The sequence below is a fragment of the Sphingosinicella soli genome (assembly GCF_014199685.1).
Taxonomy (GTDB): Bacteria; Pseudomonadota; Alphaproteobacteria; order Sphingomonadales; family Sphingomonadaceae; genus Sphingosinicella; species Sphingosinicella soli.
This window is the reverse complement of record NZ_JACHNZ010000027.1, coordinates 1-15,842: the sequence shown is the minus strand read 5'-3', so window position 1 is coordinate 15,842 and position 15,842 is coordinate 1. Positions and strand designations below refer to the sequence as shown.

Annotated in this window: 14 protein-coding genes; 9 read left to right on the top strand and 5 right to left on the bottom strand. The window is 65.8% G+C overall.

Annotated elements, in window-relative coordinates:
- Positions 1-203: 203 nt before the first annotated feature.
- Positions 204-776 carry a PEP-CTERM sorting domain-containing protein gene (locus GGQ98_RS11890; protein ID WP_184069770.1) on the top strand — a complete coding sequence of 191 codons (573 nt, stop codon included), beginning with the start codon at positions 204-206 and terminating at the stop codon, positions 774-776.
- A gap of 52 nt (positions 777-828) precedes the next feature.
- Here the strand turns inward: GGQ98_RS11890 and GGQ98_RS11885 are convergent, their stop codons facing one another.
- The 4 genes from GGQ98_RS11885 to GGQ98_RS11875 form a co-directional block, all read right to left on the bottom strand.
- A complete protein-coding gene (locus tag GGQ98_RS11885) occupies positions 829-2,463 on the bottom strand; it encodes a DUF389 domain-containing protein (protein ID WP_184069768.1) in 1,635 nt (544 codons plus the stop codon).
- A 28-nt stretch (positions 2,464-2,491) separates the two neighbouring features.
- The gene (locus GGQ98_RS18165) at positions 2,492-3,196 is read right to left on the bottom strand and encodes an SLC13 family permease (RefSeq protein WP_207791383.1); all 705 of its coding nucleotides are present in this window, start codon (positions 3,194-3,196) and stop codon (positions 2,492-2,494) included.
- A 77-nt stretch (positions 3,197-3,273) separates the two neighbouring features.
- Positions 3,274-4,257: an SLC13 family permease gene (locus GGQ98_RS18160; RefSeq protein ID WP_207791382.1), complete on the bottom strand. Its 984-nt coding sequence runs from the start codon at positions 4,255-4,257 to the stop codon at positions 3,274-3,276.
- On the bottom strand, positions 4,206-5,048 hold the full coding sequence (locus tag GGQ98_RS11875; RefSeq protein ID WP_184069766.1) for an ATP-binding protein: 843 nt from the start codon (positions 5,046-5,048) through the stop codon (positions 4,206-4,208). The genes GGQ98_RS18160 and GGQ98_RS11875 overlap by 52 nt, the downstream gene beginning before the upstream one ends.
- 72 nt (positions 5,049-5,120) lie before the next feature.
- Here GGQ98_RS11875 and yajC point away from each other — a divergent pair, with 72 nt between their 5' ends.
- The 4 genes from yajC to GGQ98_RS11855 are packed head-to-tail and all read left to right on the top strand — an operon-like array spanning position 5,121 to position 8,444.
- Complete coding sequence (yajC, locus tag GGQ98_RS11870; protein ID WP_184069764.1) at positions 5,121-5,468, top strand: preprotein translocase subunit YajC; 348 nt, start codon at positions 5,121-5,123, stop codon at positions 5,466-5,468.
- Between the two features lie 16 nt (positions 5,469-5,484).
- Positions 5,485-7,077, top strand: a complete 1,593-nt coding sequence (secD, locus tag GGQ98_RS11865; RefSeq protein ID WP_184069762.1) for a protein translocase subunit SecD — start codon at positions 5,485-5,487, stop codon at positions 7,075-7,077.
- 11 nt (positions 7,078-7,088) lie between these two features.
- On the top strand, positions 7,089-8,054 hold the full coding sequence (gene secF, locus GGQ98_RS11860; protein WP_184069760.1) for a protein translocase subunit SecF: 966 nt from the start codon (positions 7,089-7,091) through the stop codon (positions 8,052-8,054).
- An 18-nt stretch (positions 8,055-8,072) separates the two neighbouring features.
- Positions 8,073-8,444, top strand: a complete 372-nt coding sequence (locus tag GGQ98_RS11855) for an MTH938/NDUFAF3 family protein (RefSeq protein ID WP_184069758.1) — start codon at positions 8,073-8,075, stop codon at positions 8,442-8,444.
- Here the strand turns inward: GGQ98_RS11855 and GGQ98_RS11850 are convergent.
- On the bottom strand, positions 8,421-9,596 hold the full coding sequence (locus GGQ98_RS11850) for a glycosyltransferase (protein ID WP_184069756.1): 1,176 nt from the start codon (positions 9,594-9,596) through the stop codon (positions 8,421-8,423). The genes GGQ98_RS11855 and GGQ98_RS11850 overlap by 24 nt on opposite strands.
- A gap of 86 nt (positions 9,597-9,682) precedes the next feature.
- On the opposite strand from GGQ98_RS11850, the gene GGQ98_RS11845 reads away from it, so the two are divergent.
- From GGQ98_RS11845 to GGQ98_RS11830, 4 genes are all read left to right on the top strand, one after another.
- The gene (locus GGQ98_RS11845) at positions 9,683-10,468 is read left to right on the top strand and encodes an outer membrane protein assembly factor BamD (protein ID WP_184069754.1); all 786 of its coding nucleotides are present in this window, start codon (positions 9,683-9,685) and stop codon (positions 10,466-10,468) included.
- A gap of 10 nt (positions 10,469-10,478) precedes the next feature.
- The gene (recN, locus tag GGQ98_RS11840) at positions 10,479-12,131 is read left to right on the top strand and encodes a DNA repair protein RecN (protein ID WP_184069752.1); all 1,653 of its coding nucleotides are present in this window, start codon (positions 10,479-10,481) and stop codon (positions 12,129-12,131) included.
- Positions 12,128-14,236 (top strand): NAD-dependent DNA ligase LigA, encoded by a 2,109-nt coding sequence (gene ligA, locus GGQ98_RS11835; RefSeq protein WP_184069750.1) that lies wholly within the window; start codon positions 12,128-12,130, stop codon positions 14,234-14,236. The genes recN and ligA overlap by 4 nt, the downstream gene beginning before the upstream one ends.
- A 118-nt stretch (positions 14,237-14,354) precedes the next feature.
- A complete protein-coding gene (locus tag GGQ98_RS11830; protein WP_184069748.1) occupies positions 14,355-15,587 on the top strand; it encodes a cytochrome P450 in 1,233 nt (410 codons plus the stop codon).
- The last annotated feature ends 255 nt before the right edge of the window (positions 15,588-15,842 follow it).

Genomic DNA, 15,842 nt, shown 5'->3' with positions numbered 1-15,842 from the left:
ATCGCATAAACTTCACTTCTGCCCCTTTCGAGTCGTGCTCAGGATACTCGTGAACGGATCGGAACTGAAAATCCAGCGATTTGCTCGCATCGGCGACTGATACTGTAGTGCGGACGACCTGTCTCGAAAACGTGGTTAATTTTTCATTCCCTCGTCACCTTGGCCAGCGATGAACGCGGCACCCCAAACAATGAGGTCAGGACATGAAAACTCTCTCACTCGCGGGCGCGGCATTGATCGCGCTTGCGGCTTCTCCCGCCGCTGCCGTCACGATCGACTTCAACGATCTCGCCGACGGATCCGTGCATTCTTCGCTCTCTTACGAGAACACCACGTTCACTGCATCGACGGGCACGATTTCCGTGATCCAGGCGTCGGGCGGAAACGGACGTATCTGTCCGAACGACAACCCCTGGGGCTGCATCGCCGACCTGACGGTGATGTTCGACAGCGCCGTGGAGAATCTTGCGTTCGAGATCTGGGGTGTCAACGACACCAGCACGCGCGTCGCGACGGCGGAAATTTTCCTCGCCGCCGGCGGCAGCACGATGATCGACCTGTTCGCGACGCAGATTCATGAAAATCTGCAGAACTTTTCGGCTTTCGGTCCGATAAGCAGCATCATTCTTCGGTCCGACGATCCGCTGGGCGTAAGCTACGACAACTTCAGCTTCGATATCGCGTCTGCGGAGGTGCCGGAACCGGCGGCGCTGGCGCTCTTCGGTCTGGGTCTTGCAGGCATTGCGGCTGTTCGCCGCCGCAAGGTGCAGGGCTGACACGAGGAGAGGGGGGAGGCCGCGCGGTCTCCCCCTTTTCACCTGACCCCTCTTAACGTGCGGCGCTGGGCGGTTCGGCGAGGGTGTCCGGAACAAGTTCGACAGAACGCAGCACGCTGCGGCCATATTCGTCTTCCGCCGCGCTCTGGACCGTACCGGAGGTGGCGCTTCGCGGCGCGACCTCGATACCGCGTTCCTTTAGCGCCGCCGTGACGGCTGCGGCGCGGGCTTGCGCGAGCTTTTCGCGCTCATCGCCACTGTCGGCCTCGCCGCTTGCGACGCGGCCGTTGACGAGGACGGTGGTGATGCCCCAGCGCTTGAGCGCCCATACCGCATCCACCACGGCTTCGACCCCCTTGGGAGTCAGCACCGCAGCGCCGTCTTCGAAAGGAATAAGCGGGATCTGGCCGACCGGCGGGATCACCATCACGGTCCACCCCGGATGGCGCACCGCGACGCGCACTTCCAGCGCACGCCAGGCGGGAAGGCGGATACCGGGCATCGACTCCGCGGTCATCGAGGCGAAGCGGCGCGCAAGATCGACATTCACCGCCGACGGAGACTGCGCACCGAGGATGGCGAGTTCGGCCGCGACCTGCTGCGCGTCGGCCTCTGTCGCCTTGCGGAGCGATTCGCCCTGCGCGCGTTTCGCGGTTTCAAGTTCGCGCTGTTCGCGTTCCTTCAGAGTCGCATCGCTGTCGACAAGGATTTGCGAGAGATTGATCGCGATGGGTTCATCGAGCCGCGCACGCAGACGCGCGCTGATCTGCTGATCGGCATCATAACGGCGCTGCGGTGTCTGGACGGTGGCGCGGGCCACGATGGGCTCGGCGGAGAAATCCATTTCAAGTTGCGACACGCGCGCTTCGGAACCGAAATAGGAGACGATCATCTCGCGGGTGAGCCGACTCGCGAGGGCTTCCCGTGCGATCTGGTGCAGCGAGAAAAGCAGCGGCACGGAAAGCACGGCGAAAATCCCGAGGATGCCGATGGTCTGCACGCGCGTCGAGCGATCCGACATCGCCGTGCCGAAACCGTACATCTTGGCCATCACCGCCGCGCTCAGCGCAATTGCGAGCAGATTGGTCATGAACAGGCCGAGCGCGCCGAAGAACACCGTGCCGTTCAGTGTCGCAAGGCCGTAGCCGACCACAGCGAGGGGCGGCATGAGCGCGGTCGCTATGGCCACGCCCACGATCGTTTCGCCGCGTCCGCGAATGACCGCATAAGCGCCCGCCAGCGCCGAGAAGATCGCAACCAGCAAATCGAAGAAGTTGGGCCGCGTGCGCGCAAGGATTTCGGACGTTACCGCCTGCAGCGGCGACAGATAAACAACCAGGGCGCAAAAGCCGACGGCGGCGGCAACACCGATTCCAAGGGTTGCGAGCGCAAGCCTCGCCTCGGCGAGATTGAAACGCGCAAGACTGAAGCCGAGCGCCATGATCGGGCCCATGAGCGGCGATATGAGCATGGCGCCGATGACCACCGCCGGAGACGAGAGCAGCAGGCCGAGCACGGCGATGCCCGCCGACATGATGAGCATGAAACCGAAGCGCGCGGACCAGTGCGCCTCGCCGTCCAGCTTTGCGTTGACCTCCGCGTGGTCGACCGAGCGGACCACATTGCGCCGCCAATAGGCACGCTGGCGCCGCCACAAGTTCGAGACTTGTGGGAGCTGAAAATTCATGCGGGACTTCAGCCCGGTGCGGGTTGTGTTATCCAAATCCAATACTCAACAACCAGGCCGCAACGCCGATAACGATGATGGAAACGCCAATACCCATCCGCGCGTAATCCGAAAAACGATAGCCGCCCGGAGCCATGACGAGCAAGTTGTTCTGGTGTCCGATGGGCGTGAGAAAGTCCGACGACGCGGCGATCAGCACCATGATGAGCCCGGCATCGGGCGAGAACCCCATATATTCCGACATCTGTAACACGAGCGGCCCCATGATGATCGCGGTCGCCACGTTGTTGAGCAGCGCGGACAGGAGCAGCGTTGCAGCGCCGATCGCCACGAACGTGAAGAAGACGCTCGTGCCGCCGAGCCAGCTGCTGAGCTGTTCGGACATGATGGCGACCGCGCCGGTCGATTCGAGGCTTTGTCCTACCGGGATCATAGCGGCGAGCAGAACCACAACCGGCCAGTCGATCGACCGGTATACTTCGGTGGAGGGGATAAGCCGCGTTGCGGCGAGGATGACGGCGGCGGCGAAGAATGCGATCGCGGGCGAAAGATCGAAGGCCACGATGCCGACGATGGCCGCCGCGAAAATCCCGATGATCGCGATGGCGCGACTCGTTTCGACCGGCGGCGTGTCGAGCCTGCCGATTTCCAGAAGCCGCGCGTTGGCGATGAACGCACCGAGCTGGTCGGCCGGGCCGTGAATGAAGAGCTGGTCGCCGGGCTGAATCTCCATTTCCGAGAGCGGAAGCCGCTCCTGGGCGGCGCGCGGGCCGGCAGCGACGACGCGGAGCTGCTGCCCGCTCCGCCATGTTACCGCGTCGTGCCGCTGCCCGATGAGGAAGAGCCGTGGGCGACCGCGGCCCGGACGGTCGTGGCATCGGGAGCAGGATTACGCGCCACGATCGGGTAGGTGCCGGTCGCCTCCGACAGTTCCCAGGGATCCTTGCGGCTGAGGACGAGGATGCGTCGCCGATCGCCGCCGATCGCCTGGAAGACGCTGTCGAAACTGGCAAGCAGGCGGCTGCCCGCCTTGCGGAGTGCCACGCGCAGTTCCGCTTCGTCGGTTTCCGTGGGCACATCGAGTTCGAATATCCGCCACGGATTCGCAAACGCCCTGACCGGCGCGCGCGATTCGGGCAGCAGGCGCCAGCCGATGACGGCCATGTAGAGCAGGCCCGCCGCCGCCACGCAGCTTGCCACCGGGGTCATCTGGAAGAAGCTGAACGGCTCGCCGAGCGCGTTCTGACGAATCGACGACAGGATGAGATTCGCAGGCGTGCCGATGAGGGTCGTCATGCCGCCGAGGATGGTGGCGAAGGCAAGCGGCATCAGCGCGGCGGAAGGGGATCGCCGCGAATCGATGGCGACCTGCGCCGCGATCGGCATGGTGATGACGAGGGCGGCGATGTTGTTCATGAAGGCCGAAAGCACGGCACCCACCACCATCACGATCACCAGCCGCACGGCGAAAGGCGCCTGGCCGGGAATAACCCGGCGCGTGAACGCTGCCGCGACGCCGCTCAGTTCGACCGCGCGTCCGACCACAAGAACGGCCGCAACCGCGATCACGGCGGGATCGGAAAAGCCTGCAAGCGCGGCCGTGGGGCTGACAACGCCGAACACGAGCGCGGCCAGGAGCGCGATAACGGCGACAAGGTCGTGCCGTACCTTCTCGCTGATGAACAGCACCAGCGAGAGAACGAGAATCGTCGAGCTGACGATTGCGGGATCGAAGGGGAGGTTCAGGACAGGCGAACGCCGGCAGCACCGGCGACCTCCTGCACATACTGCCACGCGACACGGCCCGATCGGCTGCCGCGTCCGGTCGCCCAGGTGACGGCGGCGTGCGAATCGATGCTGAGGCCGTATGCGCGGCCATAGGCCTCGACCATCGCGAGATAAGTGGTCTGGTCGCAGGCATGGAAGCCCAGCGAGAGGCCGAAACGGTCCGCGAGGGCGAGGCGGTCATCAAGCACATCGCGGGCATTTATGCTGTTCGCCAGCTCGTTCTCGCGCATCTCGCGCGGCACGATGTGGCGGCGGTTGGAGGTGACGTAGAAGCGGCAATTGTCGGGCCGCGCCTCGATGCCGCCTTCCAGAACCGAGCGCAGACGCCGGTACTGACGCTCGTCGGTATCGAAGCTGAGATCGTCGCAGAACAGCACAAAAGCGCGGTCCAGCCCTGAAAGTCGGCGGAGCAGCAGCGACACGTCCGCGATATCGTCGCGCTCGATCTCGACGAGGGCGATCGATTCGCCCGCCGCCTGCAGATGCGCGACGGCCGATTTCACGAGGCTGCTCTTGCCCATGCCGCGCGAGCCCCAGAGCAGGATATCGTGCGCGGGCAGACGCCTGGCCAGTCGCTCGGTGTTACGGAGCAGCGCGTCGCGCTGCGCGTCTATGCCGACATAACGGTCCAGCGGCTGCGCGCGGAGCGCGGAGACCGGCCTCAGCGCGCCGTGGTCCCACGCGAAGGCCGGCGCGTCCGAGGCAGCGGTGAGCGGTGTCGCGGCCGGTGCGAGCCGTTCCATCGCATCGGCGATACGTGCCAGAAGGTTGATTTCAGGAGATTCAGGCGTTTTCATTGCGTCTCGCTGTTGCATTTGTATAGTCGCGCGCCAAATCGCAGCCACACGCTTTTGAAAGCAAGGGTCTCAATGCTCATTTCTCCAGCCTATGCGCAAGCCGCGGGAGCGGCGCCGGGAGGCAGTGCTGCTTTCCTTAACGCCATCATGCCGTTCCTGCTCATCATCCCGATCTTCTACTTCCTGCTCATCCGTCCGCAACAGCGCAGGCTCAAGCAGCACCGCGAAATGGTCGCGAACGTCAAGAAGGGCGACACGGTCGTGACCGCGGGCGGCCTGATCGGCAAGGTCGCGAAAGTGACCGACGATGAGGTCGAGGTCGAGCTTGCACCCTCCACGAAGGTGCGGGTGGTCAAATCGACGCTGTCGGAGGTGCGCACCGTCGGAGCCGGCAAGCCTGCCAACGACACGGCCGCCTGAAGGTTGAAACCGCGCCATGCTTGAATTTTCCAAGGTGAAGATCTGGTCGATCATCGCCGTGCTCGTTGCGGGCGTGATCTTCTCGTTGCCGAATTTCTTTTCCGAAAAGCAGGTGGATGCCTGGCCCGACTGGGCGCCCTCCGCCCGGATGAACCTGGGCCTTGATCTTCGCGGCGGGAGTCACATCCTGCTGGAGGCGAACGCCGACACGCTGGCGCGCGCCAATCTCGACAAGATGGAGGATGACGCGCTTTCCGAACTGCGGCGTGCCGAAGGCGGCGCGATCACGGTCGGCGATGTCAGCAATCGGGGCGGGCGGGTCAGTTTTCTTGTCCGCAATGTTGATGAAGTAGACCGCGCGGTCGATTTGCTGCGCAATCTTTCGCTGCCGATCGGGGTGACCGGGCAGCGCAGTTTCAATGTCGAGGTGGCGGACGGCAACCGGATCGTGCTGACGCAAACTTCGGCCGGGCGCGTGCAGGCGATGAACAGCGCGATGACGCAGGCCGTCGAGGTGATTCGCCGCCGCATCGACGAACTCGGCACGCGCGAACCCACGATCATCCGGCAGGGCGCCGAGCGAATCGTGGTGCAGGTGCCGGGCCTTCAGGATCCTTCGGCGCTGAAGGAACTGCTCGGCAAGACCGCGCAGCTGGAGTTCAAGCTCGTCGATTTCGATGCCGACCCCTCGGACATCGCGGCGGGCCGCGCGCCCGCAGGCAGCCAGATACTTCCGATGTCGGACACGGGCCAGCCGATCGCGGTGAAGCGCCGCGCGATCATAACCGGCGACCAGCTGATCGACGCGCAGCAGACGCTGCAGCAGGGCCAATGGGTGGTCAGCTTCCGCTTCGACAGCACCGGCTCGCGCCGTTTTGCGCGCGTCACGCAGGAAAATGTCGGCAAACCCTTCGCGATCGTGCTCGACAACCGGGTCATCAGCGCGCCGAACATCAACGAGCCGATCCTCGGCGGTTCGGGCGTCATTTCCGGCAGTTTCAACGCGGAAAGTTCAAATGAACTCGCGATCCTGCTGAGATCGGGCAAGCTGCCGGTGGAACTGAAGGTGGTCGAGGAGCGTACGGTCGGGCCGGATCTCGGCGCTGATTCGATCCGCTCGGGAACCATCGCATCCATCATCGCGGTTGCCGCGGTGGTCGGCTTCATGCTCATCACCTACGGCCGTTTCGGCTTCTACGCGAATATCGCGCTGGTGCTGAACGTGTTCCTCATCATCGCCGTGATGTCGCTTATGGGCGCGACGCTGACGCTGCCGGGCATCGCCGGCTTCGTGCTGACGATCGGCGCGACGGTCGACGCGAACGTGCTCATCAACGAACGTATCCGCGAGGAGCTTCGAAAGGGCGTGCGTGTCCGCCAGGCGATCGAGAACGGCTACAAGATGGCGAGCGGCACGATCTGGGACGCCAACATCACCAACGTGATCGCGGCGGTCATCATGATGTGGCTCGGTTCCGGCCCGATCAAGGGCTTCGCGGTGGTTCTCACGATCGGCATCATAACGTCGGTGTTCACGGCGGTGACGGTCACGCGCCTGATGGTCGTGCTGTGGCTGCGCCGCGCCCGGCCTGCCTCGATCACGATCTGACGGAGTCTCTCATGCGCCTGTTCAAGATGATTCCGGACAATACGAACCTGCCGTTCATGAAATGGCGGTTCTGGGCGGTCGGCATCTCCGCCGCGCTGCTGGTCGCCTCGGTGGGGGTGTTCTTCGCCAAAGGCCTCAATTTCGGCGTCGATTTCGCCGGGGGGCTGATGATCGAGGTGGGCTTCGAGCAGCCCGCCGATCTCGATGATCTGCGCGGGAAGGTGAACAGCCTCGGCATCGGGGAGGGCAGCATTCAGGAGTTCGGCGCCCCCGAGATCGTTTCGATCCGTCTGCCGCTGCCCGAGGGCGAGGACGATGAGGCCGTGCAGCGGGTCGTGACCAGCGTGCAGCAGTCGATTTCAGGCGATTACCCGGATGCGAACTTCCGCCGCGTGGAAACGGTTTCGGGCAAGGTTTCCGGCGAACTCGTGCGCGACGGCACGCTGGCCGCAGGTCTCGCGATGCTCGCCGTCGCGGCCTATATCTGGTTCCGGTTCGAATGGCAGTTCGGCGTGGGGGGGCTGGTCTCGCTTATCCACGACGTGTTCCTGACGATCGGCTTTTTCGCCTGGACGCAGCTCGAGTTCAACCTGAACACCGTCGCAGCCATTCTGACGATCATCGGGTATTCGCTGAACGACACGATTGTGAACTATGACCGGATTCGCGAAAATCTGCGGAAATACCGCAAGATGGACATTGTTCCTCTGCTCGACCTGTCGATCAACGAAATGCTGGCCCGCACGACGATGACCTCCGTGACGATGATTCTGGCGCTCGGCGCGCTGGTAATCTGGGGCGGCGACGTGCTGTTCGGGTTCAGCGTGGCGATGTTGCTCGGCATCTTCATCGGGACGTTCTCGTCGATCTACATCGCCGGGCCATTGCTGCTTTGGATGGGGGTCAGCCCCAATACATTCGTGGCACCGGAAGTCGCCAACGCCGCAGCGGGCGCCGAACGCACAGGCAACGGCTGAGCGGCGGACCATTAGCCGGTGGCGCTGGAACTGCAGACCGGACCGCGCGGCGTCCACCGCATAGACGCGATCCGGGGCGGCAGGTTTGTCGTCGCCGGGGAAGCGCGCGCCGCAAGCATTCTGATCTGGCCGGGCGGCGTTCAGGACGCGGGCGATACGCTCGACCTCGATGCTTTCGGGCCGCTGCTCGCACTCGATCCGGCGCGGGAGATTCTGCTCGTGGGCACGGGCGCAGCTCTGCGCTGGCCCGATCAGGTGCTGCTCGATGCGCTCGCCGCGAAGGGGGCGGGGGTTGACGTGATGACCTCGCAGCATGCCGCGCGGACCTATAACGTGCTTGCAGGCGAAGGCCGCCTTGTGGGCGCGCTACTTCTTGGACTCGGCGCCTGACACGAGGCCGAGCAGGTGCGCGTGGAGCGTATCGGTATTGGTCTGCCAGTCGAAGCGCAGCGCCGACGCGCGCACGGCGTCCGGCGCGGGCGGCGCTGCGAGCAGCGCGCGGATCGCCTCGGCGAACACGGGGGCGCGCGCATCTTCGATCAGCGTTCCGGCCTCGGGGCGGTCGATAACCTCGGCGGCGGCGCCGACGTTCGCGGTGACGACGGGGGTGCCGCTCGCCAGCGCTTCGACCCAGACGTTCGCGAGGCCTTCGCTCGACGCGGCGTGGACGAAAACGTCCGCCGCAGCCATCAGAGCGGGCATGTCGGTATGATGCACGCCGCCGAGCAGCTTCACCCGCTGCGAAAGGCCGCGCTCGGCGATCATCGCTTCGAGCTTCCGCCGCTCGCGGCCCTCTCCGGCAATGAGCAGCGTGGTTTCGGGCAAGGCTTCCGCCGCGCCGATGACGAGATCGAAACGCTTGAGCGCGACAAGATTGCCGACGGCGAGCAGCAGCGGCCCTGAAACGCCGAGCGCGGCCTTCGCGGGCGTGCGCTCGACGGGGCGGAAACGATCAAGCTCGATGCCCGTGCGGTGGACGCGAATCTTTTCGGGCGGAATCCCCATCGCGGCCATGTCGGCCTTCAGCGATTCGGAAACCGCGAGCAGGCCGTCGGCAGCGCGCGCGGCCTCCACCATCATCCGCCGGGCGGCAGGCTTCGCGCCCCAGAGGCGGATATCCGACCCGCGCGCCTTGATCGACACCGGGATCCCGAAGGCACGGCCCAGCCGCACGGCGGCGGGGCCGTCGGGCCAGAAAAATTCGCAGTCGATCACATCGGGCCGGAACCCGTCTGCGATGAGAGTGTGCAGAACGCGGCGCGCCGCGCGGTAGGCGAGCGCGGGGTTGAAGCGCCATCCGATCGCGGGGAGCAGCGGGAAACGCGGCCAGAACACCTCTACGCCGCCCTGTTCGCCCCGGGCCGGAACGCGGGTCAGCGCCGCATAGGGACCGATCGGCAGGAACATGCCGACGGGCGCCAGAACCTTGAGATCGACATCGCCGCGCGCGGCCAGCCGCACGGTCTGGCGCTCGACGAAACCGCCGAAATTCGTCTGCACGGCGTTGGGGTACAGCGAAGAGAAAGTCAGGACGTTCAGCACAGCGACATGCTGATAGCGTCAGTATCCTGCGCATGCCAACCCATCAGCGCTTGGCGCACCGTTCGCGACCGGTTAAGGAGTGCCGCATGACAGCTTCGCCCCGTACCGGACGTACCCTTCTGCTTCTCGTCGCCGCGAGCCTGGCGCTTGCCGCCTGTGCCGGGAGAAAGGGCCCGAACGTCTCCGACCGCAGCTATATCGCGCGCGATGTCGAGACGCTCTACAACTTCGGCAAGGATACGCTCGACAAGGGGCGGTACAAGCAGGCGGCGCTGATCTTCGACGAGGTCGAGCGCCAGCATCCTTATTCGACCTGGGCGCGCCGCGCTCAGTTGATGAGCGGTTTTTCCTATTATCTGGCGCGCGACTACCAGCAGGCGATCCTGTCTTCGCAGCGCTTCCTGTCGCTGCACCCGGGCAACAAGGATGCCGCCTACGCCTATTATCTGATCGCGATCAGCTATTACGAGCAGATCGCCAACGTGCAGCGCGACCAGAAAATCACTGATCAGGCGCTCTCCGCGCTGACCGAAGTCACGCGCCGCTTCCCCGAATCACCCTATGCGGCGGACGCGCGGATGAAGATCGACCTCGCACGCGATCACCTTGCGGGCAAGGAAATGGAAATCGGCCGCTTTTACCAGCAGCGCCGCCAGTTCATCGCCGCAGCCTCGCGCTTCCGCAACGTGGTCGACACGTACGACATCACGAGTCACACGCCCGAGGCGATGCACCGGCTCGTGGAGGTGTATCTCGCGCTCGGCCTGCGTGAAGAGGCCCGCAAGACGGCAGCGGCGCTCGGGTACAACTATCCCGGATCGAAGTGGTACGAGCGCAGCTTCGCGCTCGTCGAACGCAACACCACGGGCTGAGGCGTCTGGCGTGCTGGCCGCGCTGGAAATCCGCAACGTCGTCCTTATCGAACAGCTTTCGCTCGATTTCGGCGAAGGTCTCGGTGTGCTCACGGGTGAAACCGGCGCCGGCAAATCCATTCTGCTCGACAGTCTCGGCCTCGCGCTCGGTGCGCGCGGCGACACCGGGCTCGTGCGTGCGGGCGCGGGCCAGGCGCAGGTGACGGCGGTGTTCAGCGTGGGCGCGGGGCACGAGGCCTTCGCGCTGCTCGGCGAGCAGGGGATCGAAACGGACGGCGGGGAGATCGTGCTGCGCCGCATCGTGCGCAGCGACGGCGGCAGCCGGGCGTTCGTCAACGACCAGTCGGTGAGCGCGCAGCTTCTGCGCGATGTCGGCGGCACGCTGATCGAAATCCACGGACAGCACGATGAGCGGGGGCTGTTGAACCCCAAGGGGCACCGCGCGCTTCTGGATGCCTTCGCCGGGATCGATACGGCCGCGTGCGGCGAAACCTACCGGGCATGGCGGGAGACCGAAGCCGAGCTCGCTGCGGCGCGGGAAAACGTGGAGCGCGACGAGCGCGACCGGGAGTTTCTGGAACACGCCGTCGCGGAGCTGCGCGCGCTGAGACCCGAGCCGGGCGAGGAACAGGCGCTGGCGGCGCGGCGCAGCGACATGCTGAAGGGGCAGAAGCTCTCCGAAGACCTCGACGCGATCAGCGGCGATCTGGACGGCAGCAAGGGCGGGCTTGCGCAGCTGCGCACCGCCGCGCGGCGGCTGGACCGCGTGGCGGGCGAGCACCCGCTGCTGGCCGAAATACTCGCCGCGCTCGACCGGGCGCTTGCCGAGGCGGGGGAGGCGGAGGACCACCTGCGCGCCGCGCGCGAGGCGATGTGGTTCGAGCCGGGCGAACTCGATGATGTCGAGAGCCGCCTGTTCGAACTGCGCGGGATCGCGCGCAAGCACCGCGTGGAGCCGGACCGGCTCGCCGATCTTGCCGCCGAGTTCGAGGCCCGCGCCGCCGCGATTGCGGCGGGTGAGGCCGGGCTTGCCGGGCTGGAGCGCAAGGTCGCGTCGGCGCGCGCGGCATTTCTTGCGGCCGCAGACGCGCTTGGCACGGCGCGGCGGGCGGCGGCCGAACGGCTCGATCGCGCGATGGCGGGGGAACTGCCGCCGCTGAAGCTGGAAGCCGCGAAGTTTCGCACGGTGGTGGACGCGCTGCCCGAGACGCAGTGGTCGGAGGCGGGGACGGACCGCGCGGAGTTCGAGATTTCGACGAACCCCGGCGCGCCGTTCGGGCCGCTGGTGAAGATCGCCAGCGGCGGCGAGCTTTCGCGCTTCATGCTGGCGCTGAAGGTGGCGCTTTCCGAAACGCGGGGGCAGGGCACGCTTATCTTCGACGAGATCGACCGGGGCGTGGGCGGCGCGACGGCGAGCGCGATCGGCGAGCGGCTGGCGCGGCTTGCCGAGCGCGCGCAGGTGCTCGTCGTGACGCACAGCCCGCAGGTGGCGGCGCGCGGGGCGCAGCAGTTCCGCATCGTAAAGGCTTCGGACGGCAGCGAGGCACGCACGGCGGTGGTGCGCCTTGATGCCGGAGCGCGGCGCGAGGAGATCGCGCGGATGCTCTCGGGCGCCGAGATTACCGACGAGGCGCGGGCGCAGGCGGAAAGACTGTTGGCGTGACGCGTATCGAAGACCTGACCGAGGCCGAAGCGGCGGCGGAACTCGCGCATCTGGCCAAGGAGATCGCCCGGCACCGGCGCGCCTATTACGAACACGACGACCCGGAGATCAGCGACGCCGAATTCGATGCGCTGGAAAAGCGCAACGAAGCGATCGAAGCGGCTTTCCCGGAGTTGGTGCGGGCGGACAGCCCGTCGCGCAGCGTCGGCGCGGCGCCGGCGGGCGCGTTTTCCAAGGTCACACACGCCAAGGCGATGCTGAGCCTCGAGAATGCGTTCAGCGCCGAGGAGGTGGAGGATTTCATCGGTCGCATCCGGCGCTATCTGCGGCTCGATGCCGAGCCGGTGGCGCTGACGGCGGAGCCCAAGATCGACGGGCTTTCGTGCTCGCTGCGCTATGAGCGCGGGGTTTTCGTGCAGGCGGCGACGCGCGGCGACGGCAGCGTGGGCGAGGATGTGACCGCGAACGTCTGCACGATCACCGACATTCCGCAGCGGCTGCCGATCGACACGCCCGTGTTCGAGGTGCGCGGCGAGGTGTACATGTCGAAGGCCGATTTCCTCGCGCTGAATGCGGAGCAGGAGCGGTCGGGCGGCAAGATCTTCGCGAACCCGCGCAACGCGGCGGCGGGCTCGCTGCGGCAGAAGGATGCGTCGATCACCGCCGCAAGGCCGCTGCGCTTTCTCGCGCACGGATGGGGGGAGGTGGCGCAGCTTCCCGCCGACACGCAGATGGCGGTGATGCAGGCGATCGCGGGGTGGGGGATTCCGGTCGACCCGCTGCTCGCGCTGGTGGACGGCGCGGAGGGCGCGCTGGAACATTACCGGCGGATCGAACACGCGCGCGCCGATCTCGGCTACGATATCGACGGCGTCGTCTACAAGGTGAACCGTCTCGACTGGCAGGAACGGCTCGGCTTCGTGGCGCGCGCGCCGCGCTGGGGGCTGGCGCACAAGTTTCCCGCCGAGCAGGCCGAAACGACGCTGGAAGCCATCGACATCCAGGTGGGGCGCACGGGCAAGCTGACGCCGGTGGGACGGCTCGTGCCCGTGGGCGTGGGGGGCGTGATCGTTTCGAACGTGACGCTGCACAATGCCGACGAGATCGAACGGCTGGGCGCGCGGCCCGGCGACCGCGTGCGCATCCAGCGGGCGGGGGACGTGATTCCGCAGATCGTCGAGAACCTGACGCGCGATGAAGAGCGCGCGGCGTTCGTGTTTCCCCATGCCTGCCCCGAGTGCGGATCGGCGGCGGAGCGCGAGCCGGGTGAGGTGGACTATCGCTGCACGGGCGGACTGATCTGCCCGGCGCAGCGGGTGGAGCGGCTTCGGCACTTCGTGTCGCGGCGCGCGCTCGATATCGAGGGACTGGGCGAGAAGAGCATTGCGGAGCTGTTCGCCGAAGGGATACTGCAGTCGCCTGCGGATATTTTCAGGCTGCACACGCACGCCGACGCACTGAAAACGCGGGACGGATGGGGCGAGCAGTCGGTTGCGAACCTTGTCGCCGCCATCGATGCGCGCCGCGCGCCGCCGCTCGACCGGTTTCTGAATGCGCTCGGCATCCGGCATGTCGGCGAGGTGACGGCGCGCGATCTGGCGCGGCGCTATGTGAGCTGGGCCGGGTTTTCCGCCATGATCGACCGGGCGCTTGTAGGGCGCGCCGAACTTTCGCCCGTGGTGGGCGAGACCGAGGACAAATTCCGCGCGCGCGTGGGCAAGGCGCTAGCGGCGCTTATCGAAACGCCGGGGGTCGGGCCGGAAGTGGCGCTTGCGCTCGTGGATTTTTTCTCAGAGCCGCACAATGCCGAGGCTGTTTCCGCGCTGCTGAACGAAGTGTCCCCCGCCGATGTCGTGTTCGAGACGCGGGAATCGCGCGTCAGCGGCAAGACGGTGGTGTTCACAGGAACGCTTGTGGCCGTGTCGCGCGACGAGGCGAAGGCGCAGGCGCTGGCCCTCGGCGCCAAGGTTGCCGGTTCGGTTTCGGCCAAGACCGATCTTGTCGTGGCCGGGCCGGGGGCGGGGTCGAAGCTCAAGAAGGCGGCCGATCTGGGCGTCGAGGTGATCGACGAGGCCGCGTGGCTGGAGATCGTGCGGCAAAGCTGACACACTGCGGCACGTGCGCGCACAGCATCCACCGTCACATAGATGACGTTTTTTTATGGACATGGTAAGAACAGTCCGTAACCTGCTGGGGTAGCGGCAGAACCGGGGGTCTGTTGACATGAGAGGCTTGGCCGCCGCATCGCATCCTGAATCAGATGCGATCGATGTTACGGCGAATGATCTGTACGGCGAGGGCCGCTGGCCTGAGGTTTTCGCGCGTTTGCGGCGCGACGATCCCGTGCATTACTGTCCCGAAAGCTTTTACGGACCTTACTGGTCCATCACGCGCCATGCCGATATTTCGCATGTCGAGGCGCTGCCGCAGCTGTTCTCGTCGTCATGGACACACGGCGGCATCACGATCCTGCACGATGATCCCGATATCCAGCTGCCGATGTTCATCGCGATGGACCGGCCGGAACACACCGCGATGCGGCGCACGGTTTCCCCCGCATTCAGCCCAAGCGCGCTGACCGACCATTCCGCCGCGATCCGCGCGCGGACCATCGCGCTGCTCGACAGCCTGCCGGTGGGCGAACCTTTCGACTGGGTCGACCGGGTTTCGACCGAACTCACCACGCAGATGCTCGCGACGCTGTTTGACTTTCCCTGGGAAGACAGGCGGTTGCTGGCGACTTGGGCGAACTGGGCAGGCGATTTCCGTGCCGCCGTGAGCCCGGCGCTGCGCCGCAAGCGGCAACGCATCCTGCAGCAGATGGTCGATTATTTCGGGCGGCTTTGGGAAGAGCGGCGGCATGCGGGGCTGGCGCCCGACCTGCTTTCGCGGATGATCCATTCCGACGCGATGTCCAACCTGAGGCCTCAGGAATTCTGCGGCAATCTGATGCTGCTGGTGATCGGGGGCACCGACACCACGCGCAATTCGATGACCGGGCTCGTGGTGGCGCTGGAGGCGTTTCCGGAAAACCGCGCGCTGCTGGACGCGGATCGCGGGCTGGTGGTGAACGCCGTTTCCGAACTCGTCCGCTGGCAGACGCCGCTGTCGCACATGCGGCGCACGGCGACGGAAGACACCGAAATCGGCGGCAAGGCCATCCGCGCGGGCGACAAGGTCGTGCTGTGGTACAACAGCGCGAACCGCGACGAGGCCGTATTCACCGACGCCGATCGCTTCGACGTGACCCGCCCGAACGCGCGCCGCCACCTTGCGTTCGGTTTCGGCATCCATCGCTGCGTCGGGGCAAGGCTCGCCGAATTGCAGCTTTACATCCTGATCGAGGAAATCCTGAACCGGCAGATGGTGGTGACGCCACTGCACGCGCCGATGCGGATCCCCTCGCCGTTCGCCAACGGCTACCGCAAGCAGATGGTCAGCATTTCCCGATCGTAGAGTCGGTCTGACTTTATCGATCGCCCGGCCTTCCCCCTCCGCTGAAGTGGAGGGGCCGGTGGGGCCTGTCCCCAGTCGCGGCGTCTGGCAGCAACGCCCCACCCCAAACCCCTCCCCTGAAGTGGAGGGGCTTCAGAGATTCACGCGGATTCAGCCCTAGCTGTTTAGTCCCTCGTTTTGATGGTGCGGTTCTCTGATAAACCGTTTTGGCTGCTCGGACCATATTTTGCAGACATATTCATATGGGGTGAGGCC

Bases quoted from the DNA above. Each gene is read 5' to 3' on its own strand.
- GGQ98_RS11875 (WP_184069766.1), bottom strand. From the start codon at position 5,048: ATGAAAACGCCTGAATCTCCTGAAATCAACCTTCTGGCACGTATCGCC.
- GGQ98_RS11890 (WP_184069770.1), top strand. From the start codon at position 204: ATGAAAACTCTCTCACTCGCGGGCGCGGCATTGATCGCGCTTGCGGCT.
- GGQ98_RS11845 (WP_184069754.1), top strand. From the start codon at position 9,683: ATGACAGCTTCGCCCCGTACCGGACGTACCCTTCTGCTTCTCGTCGCC.
- secD (WP_184069762.1), top strand. From the start codon at position 5,485: ATGCTTGAATTTTCCAAGGTGAAGATCTGGTCGATCATCGCCGTGCTC.
- GGQ98_RS11830 (WP_184069748.1), top strand. From the start codon at position 14,355: ATGAGAGGCTTGGCCGCCGCATCGCATCCTGAATCAGATGCGATCGAT.
- secF (WP_184069760.1), top strand. From the start codon at position 7,089: ATGCGCCTGTTCAAGATGATTCCGGACAATACGAACCTGCCGTTCATG.
- GGQ98_RS11885 (WP_184069768.1), bottom strand. From the start codon at position 2,463: ATGAATTTTCAGCTCCCACAAGTCTCGAACTTGTGGCGGCGCCAGCGT.
- GGQ98_RS18165 (WP_207791383.1), bottom strand. From the start codon at position 3,196: ATGGAGATTCAGCCCGGCGACCAGCTCTTCATTCACGGCCCGGCCGAC.
- yajC (WP_184069764.1), top strand. From the start codon at position 5,121: ATGCTCATTTCTCCAGCCTATGCGCAAGCCGCGGGAGCGGCGCCGGGA.